This is a genomic window from Desulfovibrio sp. ZJ200, from assembly GCF_011039095.1.
In the GTDB taxonomy this organism is placed as follows: Bacteria; Desulfobacterota; Desulfovibrionia; order Desulfovibrionales; family Desulfovibrionaceae; genus Desulfovibrio.
Window position 1 is genome coordinate 1 of record NZ_JAAKEH010000001.1, and the last position, 12,645, is coordinate 12,645.

The 12,645-nt window shown below is 54.7% G+C and carries 10 protein-coding genes and 1 tRNA gene; all 11 read right to left on the reverse strand.

The features are described from left to right. Positions 1-124: 124 nt before the first annotated feature. Positions 125-1,018, reverse strand: coding sequence for a phosphatidylglycerol lysyltransferase domain-containing protein (locus G7Y52_RS00005; protein WP_165064180.1), 894 nt, complete (start codon positions 1,016-1,018; stop codon positions 125-127). A 66-nt stretch (positions 1,019-1,084) separates the two neighbouring features. After that, on the reverse strand, positions 1,085-2,485 hold the full coding sequence (locus tag G7Y52_RS00010) for an MATE family efflux transporter (RefSeq protein ID WP_165064183.1): 1,401 nt from the start codon (positions 2,483-2,485) through the stop codon (positions 1,085-1,087). A gap of 82 nt (positions 2,486-2,567) precedes the next feature. Beyond that, the gene (lysA, locus tag G7Y52_RS00015; protein WP_165064545.1) at positions 2,568-3,848 is read right to left on the reverse strand and encodes a diaminopimelate decarboxylase; all 1,281 of its coding nucleotides are present in this window, start codon (positions 3,846-3,848) and stop codon (positions 2,568-2,570) included. Between the two features lie 56 nt (positions 3,849-3,904). Then, complete coding sequence (locus tag G7Y52_RS14795) at positions 3,905-4,063, reverse strand: hypothetical protein (protein ID WP_206215144.1); 159 nt, start codon at positions 4,061-4,063, stop codon at positions 3,905-3,907. A gap of 27 nt (positions 4,064-4,090) precedes the next feature. Further along, entirely contained in the window at positions 4,091-7,246 is a 3,156-nt protein-coding gene (locus tag G7Y52_RS00020) for a type I restriction endonuclease subunit R (RefSeq protein ID WP_165064185.1), read from the reverse strand. A 9-nt stretch (positions 7,247-7,255) separates the two neighbouring features. Then, the gene (locus G7Y52_RS00025; protein WP_165064174.1) at positions 7,256-7,489 is read right to left on the reverse strand and encodes a hypothetical protein; all 234 of its coding nucleotides are present in this window, start codon (positions 7,487-7,489) and stop codon (positions 7,256-7,258) included. Next, entirely contained in the window at positions 7,486-7,752 is a 267-nt protein-coding gene (locus tag G7Y52_RS14800; protein WP_206215145.1) for a hypothetical protein, read from the reverse strand. The genes G7Y52_RS00025 and G7Y52_RS14800 overlap by 4 nt, the downstream gene beginning before the upstream one ends. Positions 7,753-8,319: 567 nt before the next feature. Continuing rightward, positions 8,320-9,453, reverse strand: a complete 1,134-nt coding sequence (locus G7Y52_RS00035; RefSeq protein ID WP_165064191.1) for a Fic/DOC family N-terminal domain-containing protein — start codon at positions 9,451-9,453, stop codon at positions 8,320-8,322. Between the two features lie 22 nt (positions 9,454-9,475). Continuing rightward, entirely contained in the window at positions 9,476-10,510 is a 1,035-nt protein-coding gene (locus G7Y52_RS00040; protein ID WP_165064193.1) for a restriction endonuclease subunit S, read from the reverse strand. Next, positions 10,507-12,051 carry a class I SAM-dependent DNA methyltransferase gene (locus tag G7Y52_RS00045; protein WP_165064196.1) on the reverse strand — a complete coding sequence of 515 codons (1,545 nt, stop codon included), beginning with the start codon at positions 12,049-12,051 and terminating at the stop codon, positions 10,507-10,509. Before G7Y52_RS00045 ends, G7Y52_RS00040 begins: the two co-directional genes overlap by 4 nt. Positions 12,052-12,525: 474 nt before the next feature. Then, positions 12,526-12,610: transfer RNA gene (locus tag G7Y52_RS00050), tRNA-Leu, on the reverse strand. Positions 12,611-12,645 lie beyond the last annotated feature (35 nt).

A 12,645-nucleotide genomic window follows, 5' to 3' on the forward strand; every position in this document is an offset into this window, starting at 1 on the left:
TTTGACTTTTTATGAAAGTCAAAGGTGGCATTCAGGCGAAAAACGCGGTTTTCGCCTGAATGTACGCCGCGTTGCGGCGGCTGCCGCTTTCGCGTCAGCAGAGCATTTTCAAAGTGAAAATGCTCTAGCCCTTGCGCACGCGCACCTTGTATTTGCGCAGGAAGTCCGTGGGCTGGTAGGTCATTTTGGCCTGGCGCAGACCTTCTTCATCCAGATCCTGCGCCCGGTTGATATACGCAACGCCCTGGCCCGCGCGCCGCGCGAACAGGCAGTTGATGGTCTGGTACACGCCCTTAAAGCCGTTGAGGCCTTTTTCGTAGTGCACGCCCAGACTGAGCTCGTCCAGCTTTTCGCCCACGCTGAAAGCCACCATCCGCTTGTCCACGTAGAGAGAGCCGCCCGAGAGCCCGCTGAAGCAGTTCCAGTGCGAGAGCACGCGGTTGATGGCTTCATTTTCGGCCTGAAGCGAACGGGAGCCCTCGCATTCATGCCATTGACACCAGTCGTCCTGCACGGCAAGCACGTCCTCGATCATGGCGTCGTCCAGGGCACGATAGTCAGGCTCGCCATACGCCTTGATGAAGCTGTTCAGGTGATTGCGCTTTTTATGAAAACGGTTGCCGGGCAGCTCGGCCAGATCTTCCTGCCTGTAAAGGTATTCCCACTGGCCGCGGTCTTCCTGCGGCTGGATCTGCCCGGGCAGGGCCTGTTCCCAGATGCGCAGCAATTCTTCGGGCACGCGTGCGAAATGGTGCTCGTCCTGACTGAAAGCCAGGGGCAGAATACTTTGCCAGTCCACGGCGTTCCAGTCGCCCACCGGAGCCCAGCAGACCCGGTGCGGGCGCGTCTGGCGGATCCAACAGAGCTGATCGTCAAAACACCATTCCAGGCCGTAATAATCCTGCCAGCCCCAGAGGTTGGGCAGTGTGTAGTCCAGGGAGCGGCGCGGCGTGCGCTGCCAGAGAGCATAAAAATCCCGGCGGCCGTCCAGGCTTACGGGCGTAAAATCCTTGTTCATTGACTTTCTCCTTTCAAAACTCGCGTGCCCATCCGCGGCAGGGGCCGCGGCGCCGCTCAGGCGACGTCAGGCCCGCAGCGCGGGCTTTTCGCCCTGTGGAGGCGTTTTGCGCAGACGGTTCATGGCAAAGCGCGTCCAGTCGCGGAAGAGCACTACATAGAGCATGATGCCGGTTTGCAGACACTGCGAAAACAGCATGGCCACAAAAACGCCCGAGGCCGTGCCCCAGAGCTTGTGGCCCAGAAGCCAGCCCAGAGGCAGACGCACCAGCCAGAACGTGCCTCCGTAAATCATCAGATTATACTGGGTTGCCCCGGCGCCGATCATGATGCCGCCCATGACCGTGCTGGCAATGGAAAAGGGCGTGGAAAGCAGATTATACGTCAAATAGCTGATGATCTGGGCCTGCGTGCCCGGTTCTTGCGAAAGCAGCTCCGCGATTTCCCGGCGGAAGGGCCAGAGCGCGGCGGCCATAAGGCTCATGACCACAGCGGCCACGCCGACCATGTTCAGGGCCACCCGTTTGGCCTCCGCGGGTTGGCCGGCGCCCAGGCTGTTGCCCACCAGCACGGCCACGCTCATGTTGAAGGCCATGCCCGGCAGGAAAAGCAGAGCTTCCGCCCGCAGCCCGGCCGTGAGACCGGCCAGGGCGTTGACGCTGTCCGCGGGCAGCGAGGCCACCAGCACAAAAAGCGTCAGATAGCCCGACTGCCAGACAATCTGGGCCGCGCCCGCGGGCAGGGCGACCCGCAGCAGATAGGGCAGGCCGGCCTTGAGCCAGCGCAGGCTGGGCAGGGCGCGGCGCTGCAGATAGCCGGAGCGGGCCAGCAGCAGGCAGTTGCAGACGGCCCCCAGGCATTGCGCGCCGAAGGTGGCCCAGGCCAGGCCCATATAGCCGCAGGCGGGCAGGCCGAACCAGCCCAGGCCGAAGCCCAGGCAGGCCACAAGGTTGGCCGCGCAAACCACGGCGGCCACCCAGAGCGGCGGCAAGACCTGCCGGGTGGCGCGGAACATGACGCCCGTGGCGGAATAAACATACTGAGCGGGCAGGGCCAGCATGGTGACCTGCCAGAGTTCGCGGGCAATGGGCAGAATGCTTTCCGGCACCATGAGCAGGCGCAGAATATCGTCTCCGAGCAGCCACCCGATCAGGGCCACCAGCAGGCCCAGGCCCAGACTGCCGATCACCGTGGCGCTCACATAACGCTGTGCCCGGAGCAGCTTGAGCGCGCCCAGGGATTGGCTCACAGCGGCCGTGGCCCCGCTGGAGACGGCCATGATCACGGCCATCAGGAAGACGGCGCATTGCGTCACCATGCCCAGGGCCGCCTGCACCTCAGCGTTGATCCGCCCGGCCACCCAGACAGTGATGAAGCCCATGAAGAACACAAGGTACATCATGAGCATCTGCGGCCAAGTCAGCCGCCAGACCGCGCGCGGCGAGGTGCTTAAATCAGGCCTGGGCATCACGACCGCCCGGGGGAGGCAAAAGCGTGGCATCCGTTATCATCGTCATTTCCCGCCGGGCTGCGATCACGCCCGGCCTGCGTCACAGGCCTGCAAAGCCGCGCGCAAGGTCTTCAAGCGTCTCCCGGCGACGGATCAGCCGCGCCGTGCCGTTGCTTTGAATCAGCACTTCTGCCGGAAGGCGGCGCTGATTGTAATTGGAGGCCATCACAAAGCCATAGGCTCCGGCATCCAGGACGCCCAGCACATCCCCTTCGCGCATGACGGGCAAGAGGCGGTCTTTCGCCAGGATATCGCCGCTCTCGCAGATGTTGCCCACAACGGTCTGGAGCTGCGGCTCCTGCGACGGCGCGCGCTCGCCGGGGCGGCGGTAAATTTCCAGATCGTGAAAAGAGTCGTACATGGCCGGGCGCACCAGAACGTTGAAGCCCAGATCCGTGCCCACATAGCGCTTGTCGCCGTTCTTTTTCACGGCATGGACCCGGCCCAGCAAAACGCCGCACTCGGCGGCCACATAGCGGCCCGGTTCAATGAGAAAGCGCCCGGCGTAGCCGGTCTTGCGGGCCCAGCCGCTGAGCAGTTCGTGCAGGCGGCGGCCCAGTTCGGCAAGATCCAGGCGCGGCTGCTGCTCATATTTGCGGTAAGGAATGCCGAATCCGCCGCCGAAGTCAATAATCTCCAGTTTTTCCAAGGCATTGCCGGGCAGGCTTTGCGCAAGGCGCAGCAATACCGCGGCCGCTTCCAGATAGCCGTCAGGCTCCATGAACAGGGAGCCGATATGCTGGTTGACCCCGGCCAGGGTCATGCGATGCTCTGCCAGCAAGGCAAAGACCTCATCCATCTTGTCGGGCGTGACGCCGAATTTGGTTTCCTTGCCCGCGGTGATCACCTTGGCGTGATGCCCGGCGCCGATGCCGGGATTAAAACGCACCATGACCTTGCCGCCAGGGTTGAGCCGCCCCAGGGCATCCAACTGGGAGAGGGAATCCACGCTGACCAAAAGCCCGTGTGCCAGGGCATTTTGCAGCTCTTCGGGCGAATTGTTGTTGGAGATATAGAGAATCTCCCTGGCCGTGAAGCCCGCCAGCTCATCCATGAACAATTCGCCGGGGCTCATGGCGTCCACTACCAGGCCTTCCTGGCGGATAATCCGCAACAGCGCGGGATTGGCATTGGCCTTGACCGAATAGTTGACCCCGAAGCCGGGGTGGCTCGTCAGCGTCATCAAATCCCGGCAACGCTCGCGCAGGATGCCTTCATTATAAACGTAGAGCGGCGTGCCGTAGGTTTCGGCAAGTTCGAGAGGCGTATGGCTGCCGTAGAAGTTCAGGCTGTCGGTATACGTGGAGCGGATGTCGGACATAAGTACCTCGAAAAAGAGCTGCTGGGCCGTTTGCAGCAAAAGCAGACGGCTTTTGATTACGCACAAATATTGATTATCCTTGCCGCGCCGCGCGCTGTCAAGCGCGGAAGGCCGATGACCGCCTTACCGTCAATAAAATATGAAATAATACAAATCCATATTATCAACTTGATTCGGGTTGCTCCTTTTAACGTATATTCATGCAGTTCAGACATATATGTTCACTCCGAATGGAGAAAATATTATACAATAGCGTAAATATCCTCCGCCATCATCTCGGCCTGTTTCATCACCGTTTCAGTCGCCAATGCCTGCATATCCGGAGGGTAGCCGTATTTGCGCAAGGTGCGTTTGATGATGACCCGTAATTGAGCCTGCACATTTTCCCTGACATTCCAGTCAATGGACGCATTGGCGCGCACCTTTTCCGTCAGCACAACGGCAAGTTCGCGCAATTTGTCCTTACCCATCAGTTCGCGGGCGGATTCATTATCGGCTACCGCCATGTAAAAGGCGTATTCGTATTCGGTCAGCCCCAGTTCTCCGGCTTCCTTGTCGGATTCGCGTATCTGCCTGCCGATGTTGATGACTTCGTCAATGACTTCGGCGGCGGAAAGAATTTTGTTATGATATCGTTTGAGCGCGCCTTCCAGCAATTCCAGCAGTTTTTTGCTTTGCAGCAGATTTTTGCGCGCGCGTGTTTTCAGCTCGTCATTGATCAGCTTTTTGAGCACTTCCAGCGCAATATTTCTGTGCGGCATATTTTTCATTTCCAGCATGAACTCGTCAGAGAGGATGGAAATGTCGGGCTTTTTGATGCCCGCCGCGTCGAAGACATCAATGACCTGTTCGGACACAAGCGCCTTGTCAATCACCTGTTTGATGGCGCTTTCCATCTCCGCGCTGCTGCCCGCGCTGGAGCTTCCGCCGTCAAACTTGGTCAGTCTGGCTTTTACGGCCTGAAAGAAGGCCACTTCATCCGCAACGGCGAGGGCCTGGGGATGGGGCACGGCCAGGGCAAACGCGGCGGAAAGGGCAACGACCGCATCTGTAAACCGTTTTTTGCCGTTCTCCAGTCCAAGGATATGCTCTTCAGCTTCAAGAAGAATGCCCAGCTTGCGGGAGGTGTCAGCCGTAAAATATTCCGTATAGGGGAAAGCGTGCAGAATCGCCGCTGTCACCTCCAGCTTTTCCCGCATGATGTCCAGCGCCTGTTCCTGGGTATGGACGGGTTCTCCCTTGCCTCCAGCGTCGCCGTAGAAAGCCAGGGCTTTTTTCAGATCCGCCGCGATGCCCAGATAATCCACGATCAGGCCGCCGGGCTTGTCGGCATAGACGCGGTTGACGCGCGCAATGGCCTGCATGAGGGTATGGCCCTGCATGGGCTTGTCCAGATACATGGTATGCAGGCAGGGCACGTCAAAACCTGTCAGCCACATATCACAGACAAGAACAAGCTGAAGCGGGTCAGCAGGGTTTTTCATGCGCTCGGCAAGCACTTTGCGCTGCGCCTTGCTGGTGTGAAATTTCGTCAATTCCGGGCCATCGGCGGAACTGGCCGTCATCACCACCTTGATTGCGCCTTTTTTCAGATCCTCATTGTGCCAGTCGGGGCGCAAGGCGATGATCCGGTCGTAAAGAGCGGCCGCAATGGGGCGAGACATGCACACGATCAGCCCCTTGCCGGAAAATACTTTCTGCCGCGCCTCAAAGTGCTCCACAATATCACGCGCGATGTTGGCAAGGCGTTTCTTGCTTCCGATCAACGCTTCCAGGCGCGCGCGTTTGCTTCTGGCCTTTTCCGCCTGTTCCGCGTCATCTTCCTCCAGCTCCGCGTCAAGCTCGCGGATAAGCCGTTTGCCTTCTTCCGGCAGATCGATCCGGGCCATGCGGCTTTCATAGAAGATGGGGACAGTAGCCTGATCATCCACCGCGCGGGCAATATCGTACACGTCAATATAATCGCCGAACACTGTGCGGGTATTGGCGTCTGTTTTTTCAATGGGAGTGCCGGTAAAGCCAAGATAGGTCGCGTTTGGCAAGGCATCCCGCAGATATTTGGCCAGGCCGTACACGGTTTTTTTGCCGATAACCCTTCCTTCGCTGTCCTTTACATTGACTTCATGGGCCTTGAATCCGTATTGCGTGCGGTGCGCCTCATCTGTGATGACGACAATATTGCGCCGTTCCGACAGCAGTTCGTGGATATTGCCTTCCTCGGGCATGAATTTCTGCATGGTGGAAAACACGATGCCGCCCGAAGCCACCTTGAGCAGGCGTTTCAGTTGATCCCTGTCCGCCGCCTGTTTTGGTTCCTGCCCCAGGACCTGAGCGGAAGCGGCAAATGTGTCGAAAAGCTGATCGTCCAGATCGTTTCTGTCCGTAAGCACGACAATGGTCGGGTTATCCAGGCGATGCACAATCTTGGCGGAAAAGAAAACCATGGAAAGCGACTTGCCGCTTCCCTGTGTATGCCAGACGACCCCGCCCTTGCCGCGCTGTGCATCATTGCGCCCCGCGGCCCGCATTGTGGAGGCGACCGCCTTGTTTACCGCATAGTATTGATGATAGGCGGCGGTCTTTTTCACGGTGGTTACGCTGACCAGCCCCTGCTCATCCTGTTTTTTGACCTTTTCAAACACGGTGAAGAAGCGGAGAAGATCCAGCAGCGTGGCCTTGTTCAACATGCCGTTGACAAGCACTTCAAGCTGACTTTTCAGGCGCGGCGCTTCGCGCGCTCCATCCTCGCTTTTCCAGACTGAAAAGCGGGAAAAATCCGCTGAAAGCGAACCGGCTCTGGCTTCCAGCCCGTCCGAGATGACAAGCAAAGCGTTGTACGCCATGAGCGAGGGGATATCCTGCTTGTACGTCTGCAACTGCTGAAAGGCTGTTGTGATTGTGGCCGATGCATCCGCCGCGTTTTTGAGCTCAATGACAACCAGAGGCAGACCGTTGACAAACAACACGATATCCGGGCGCCTGTTCAGGTTGTTTTCCACAAACGAGAATTGATTGACGGCTGTGAACTCGTTGTTTTCCGGAGTCGTGAAATCCACCAGCCAGACCAGATCGCCGCGTGTTGCGCCCTCCTTTTGATAGCTTACCGGCACGCCTTGCGTCAGGAGCTTGTGAAAAGACTCATTGGCGCTGATCAAATCCGGGCTGGAAAGGCGCAGAACCTGACGCACGGCCTCCTGCCGCGCGGTGGCGGGAATGGAGGGATTGAGGCGATCCACGGCTTCTTGCAAGACGCCTTCCAGGATCGGGCCTGTCAGGGAAGAGCGGAGGGGATTGGAGCCGCCCGGCGCAATATCCGGGCCGTAAACGCGGGAATAGCCGAGCTGCTCCAATCGGTTCAGGGCGAGTTCCTCAATGGCGGCTTCACATATCCGGCTCACGGTTTTTCCTCATGTCGTTGACTGCTTCATGTCATGGTTTGCTTCGTATTCCGTTGCCCAGGCTGTTGCGGCGGCATTGAGGCTTTCCAGATCCTCATCGTCAAAACGAGCACGCTGCCACTGTGTATAATCGAAGCGTTCCCTCAGGATGGCCGCAATAAAATGTTCCGCATCAACGGCGCCCAGTTTTTCCACCAGATAACGCATGCCTCTGTCCATCAGTTCCGCGGTGCTTGTATTCATTGTTTATCAACCTCCATACGGATAAAATCCATGGGGTTCAGCAAGAGAAGGTTTTCATGTTTATATCGCAACAGGCGATCATCTGTGGACAGCAAATAATCGCAGCCGGCATCAAGCGCGCAGGCCACATGCAAGGCGTCCTTGGCCTTCATGCCGCCCCGCATGATGTCCGCGGCCAACTTTTGCACGATTGCCGCGCGTTTGCTGGAAACATACAGACTGCCATATTGGCGTAAAAAAACGCTTATGGCTGTTTTTCGCATAAGGAACGGATTTTGACTGTTCTCATACCACAAAATATACGATGTCACCAACTGAATATGGCCTGCCCTGATGCGTGACTGGATATGGAGCTTTGCCTGCGCCTCCAGGGAATTTCGTATAGGAGACTGATCGTCATACGGTCTGTTGAAACAGCATGTGTCCAGGTATATCCTCAACATAAAACCACCATACTGTTTAGTTTATGGCCACCCGCACTTCGCCGCTCATGAGTTTGGGCAGGAGCGTGTCGCGGAGTTTTTCAAGGGTAGTAATTTGTGCTTTATTTTGCATAAGTTTATTTAAATATGGTTCTATAATATCTGACATGGTATATATTTCTTTTTTGCTTGGTACTTTTACAATTGGGGATTGGAGCCGCCCGGCGCAATATCCGGGCCGTAAACGCGGGAATAGCCGAGCTGCTCCAATCGGTTCAGGGCGAGTTCCTCAATGGCGGCTTCGGTCAGTTTCGGCATGGGCGACCCTCGGTTTGTTGCGCATCTGTGCGAGACAAGCTTTTTTGTTGCGCATTTTTTGCTGTTTTTGCGCAACAAACGGATGCGGGTTCACGAAGAGGCCTGGCCTTCCACAAGATTGAGCAGCTTCAGAAAACTGTAGACGGCAGCCCTTCTGCCGCTGGCGGGCCGCGCGATCCTGAGGAAGCCTTTTTCCACAAGCAAAGGGAGAATACGGCGCGCGGTGGCCTCGGGAATGTCAGCCTTGCTCACAAAATCAGAACTGGAGAATGTTGGAACTTTAAAAATCCAGTCCACTGTTTTTATCGCAAATTGGGAGTTAAGAAGCTCCGGAATACGATTCTTCATTGTATCGTACAGGTCAAGAATCCCTTTGGCTTTCGCTATATTTTCCTTTGCCTGTGTGTCCAGGGACTGAAGAAAAAAGATAATCCATTCCGTCCATTGCCCATACTGGGAAACCGCGCGCAATTTTTGGTAATACCCGTCACGATTACTCTCAAATACAGAACTTATATAAAAGGCTGGACGTGATATGATTTCTTTCTGCCAGAGAAAAAGAGGGATAAACATGCGGCCAAGGCGTCCATTGCCGTCAAGGAAGGGATGCAATGCTTCAAACTCCACATGCAGGAGCGCAAGCTGGACAAGTTTGTCAGGAAAATCAGCGTGAATAAAGTTTTCCCAGGTATTCATCCCTGCCTGCAATTTGTCGGCGCTGACAGGTATAAAATGAGCTTCTTCAAGAGTACAGCCATATGGTCCAATCCAGTTGGGGATTTTCCGGTACTCTCCAGGCGATCGGTTTTGTCCCCGTACTCCAGACAGGAGAGTTTTATGCAATTCCTTGATAACTCTTTGCGACAGCGGGAGCGTTTCAAGGAGTGTTTCCGCCTCGTGCATGGCCTGACGATAGTTCAGTATTTCGTAGATATCCGCTTTGCGATTTTCGTCATATTGGCCATTGTCGCCGCTTGCTTCATACTCCAAAACCTCACCCATCGTTGCCTGTGTGCCTTCAATGCGGGAAGAGAGAACAGCTTCCTGTGTGGTCAATGGTGTAAGAAGCACATTGGCGTTCGGTATGACGCTGAGAACTCCATCATAATAGGCAATGGCCCTGCTTGCGGGGCCAATATAGGGGATTATCTTTTCCCACTGCAACTCCACTGGCGGAAAACATTGATAGTGATATTGCGCAGGGGGAGTGCTCCTTTTTTGCATGGCTGGTACCTTTTCTCTTGTATTAGTATGTCACCCGCACTTCGCCGCTCATGAGTTTGGGCAGGAGCGTGTCGCGGAGTTTTTCAAGGGTGATAATTTGAGTTTGGTTGGAACGAATTTTAGCGAATATGTTTTCAGCAATACCTTCAAATTTTTCTATTCTAATCTTATGCGGTAAAAAAATTTCAATATTTTTTATATCTGATTGACGTATCAATGGCTGAGTGCTCCCAACATTATAATCTTCAAGATGCAAAAATTTTAAAAGGAAGTATGTAAAGTAAAAATATTTAATTTCTGTAAAAACTAATGTATTATCAGAATACCATGCTTTTTCAAAAAAAGTAAAAATATTTCCTAAAGTTCCAACTCTACCGGTGTATATTATTTTTTCATCATATAAAAACTCATTCGTTGTTCCAATTTTGCCATTCGCACCTAAAATTGGGTAAGTACCATTTTCTAAAAAAGCTTCTTTCTTTAAGCCTTTACCGCTAGAGATATCGAACAAATCACCAATCTTAGTTTTATTATTTCTCTCGCCTGACGTTATGGCAAACCATTGCCGAAACAACGCTTCAGCCATTGCCTCCAGAGTGACATTCTGGCGATTGAGCAGGTCAATTTTGTCGTCAAGACTGCTGAGGACGGCGGCGATGGCGTGTTGCTCTTGGAGAGGGGGGACTGAGACTGGCAGTTGATAAAAATCTTCACGACTTGTTGATGGGATAGCTGATCCACTATCTAACTCATTAATATCCTGTGTTTTTAAATAATAATAAGCCCATTTTACATCAAAATTTTCTTTCTTTTTAATATAAAAAGCTGTATCAATTACAAAAAAAGGAATTGATGAATAATGCACTTCTCTATATTCACCTTTCCTTCCGATAATTATTCCAGCTTCATTGCATAAAACAGTGTTACATTTTCCGATTTGACCATTTGTCCCATATACAGGGTAATCACCGTATTTTCGCTGATCTGCACGTAAGGCTTTACCATATTCTAAAGATACAATATCTCCCCAATATAAATTCCGCCAAACAGAATTCATATCTTCACCTTCCCGAGACTCTCCAGAATTGCCGCGTTCAGCTTTTTCTCTTCCTCCAGTTGTCCGGCAAAGTCTTTTTGCAGGCTCGCAAAGCGTTGGGCAAAGTCGAAGGCATCCTCTTCATCGGGCAAGCCCACATAACGGCCCGGGGTAAGCACATAGTCCTTTGCCGCCACTTCGGAAAGCGGCACCGAGGCGCAAAAACCTTTCACATCCGCATAGTTGCCGTCCACATTGCGCCAGTTGTGGTAGGTTTCGCTGATGGTTGTGATGTCTTCCGGCGTCAGCACGCGGGTACGGCGATTGATGAGCGTGCCCATGTTGCGGGCGTCAATAAACAGGATTTCGCCGCTGCGGTTGCGGAATCTGTGGTTTGTCCGGTCACGGGCCAGAAACCACAGGGCCGCCGGAATCTGGGTATTCAAAAAGAGCTTGGCAGGCAGATTGACAATGCAGTCAATCAGATTGCCTTCCTCAATCATGCGGCGGCGGATCTCACCCTCGCCGCTGCTCTTGCTGGTCAGCGCGCCCTTGGCAAGCACAATGCCGGCCTGCCCCGCCGGGGCAAGGTGGAAGGCGAAATGCTGGAGCCAGGCAAAATTGGCGCTGCCGGCCGGCGGCACGCCATATTGCCAGCGGGCGTCCTTGCGGAGCATGTCGCCGCTCCAGTCGCTGTCATTGAAGGGCGGATTGGCAAGAATGTAGTCAGCCCGCACATCCTTGAGCGCATCGTTGAGAAAAGAGCCTTCGTTGTTCCATTTCACCTGCGAACTTTCGATGCCGCGAATGGCAAGGTTCATTTTTGCCAGCCGCCAGGTGGTCTGGTTGCTCTCCTGCCCGTAGATGCTGATGTCCTTGATCCGGCCCTGATGCTCGCGCACGAATTTTTCACTTTGCACGAACATGCCGCCGCTGCCGCAGCAGGGGTCCATGACCCGCCCCTTGAACGGCTCCAGCATGGCGACCAGCAATTCCACAATGGATCGCGGCGTATAGAACTGACCGCCCTTTTTGCCTTCGGCCAGGGCGAACTCGCCAAGGAAATACTCGAAGACATGCCCCAGCACATCGGCGCTGCGGGCTTTGGCATCGCCCAGGGCAATGCCGGAAACAAGGTCGATCAACGCGCCAAGACTGGCCGGGTCCAGATTCTCCCTGGCGTACACCTTGGGCAAAACGCCCCTGAGTGCGGCGTTTTCCTTCTCGATGGCGTCCATGGCGGCATCGACCAAAACGCCGATTTCCGGTTTTTTGGCATTGTCGCGCAACCAGTTCCAACGCGCGGGCCGGGGCACGAAAAAAACATTCTTGGCCGTGTATTCATCCCGATCTTCCGGATCGGCGTCTTCAAATTCTCCCTTGCCCTCCTGTAGCCGGACAAACAGGCTCTCAAAGGAATCTGAAATGTATTTCAGAAAAATCAGCCCAAGCACCACATGCTTGTACTCGGCGGCGTCTATGTTTTTGCGCAGCTTGTCCGCCGCGCTCCAGAGCTGTTTTTCCAGCGGCTCCTGCGGCGTTTCCTTTTTGGGGCGGGCCATGCTTTGTCCTTGGTCAATGGTGTATTCGGTCTGATGATAGATGCATGAAAGTGAGATGGCAAGAGCAGGAATGCCCGAACAGACTACGGACATTCCCTGTCTTTACAGCTCATCCGGCGAGGTATCCGACCTGATGGTAAATCCACACGCTCGCTCTGGCGCTGGAGCAGTTCGGCCCGCTTGCGATTCAGGAAGTCGAGATTCGGCCAGTTTTGCCGGAGTACCGTTGGACTTCACATTCCTGAGCATGGTGTCGGTCAGTGGCATGGCTAAAATCCTTTGCTGGCAAGGGGTTACGGGGTGACGGTATTTTTCGGGCCGCGTTTCCTCCATGTTGGCTCATACCGCAATAAATACCGTCATTTTTGTTGGTTCTCCCTGCTTTTTACGACACCTCGCTGGACATGACATTTCCCAAAACGCCAAGTCCCGCAAGGCTTTTCAGACCTTGCGGGACTCAGTTGGATTCTTACCTGGTGCCGAGGGCGGGACTCGAACCCGCACAGCAATTGCCACTACCCCCTCAAGATAGCGTGTCTACCAGTTCCACCACCTCGGCATGGTTTTCTCCTCTATACCAAGCCGTTTGCCTTG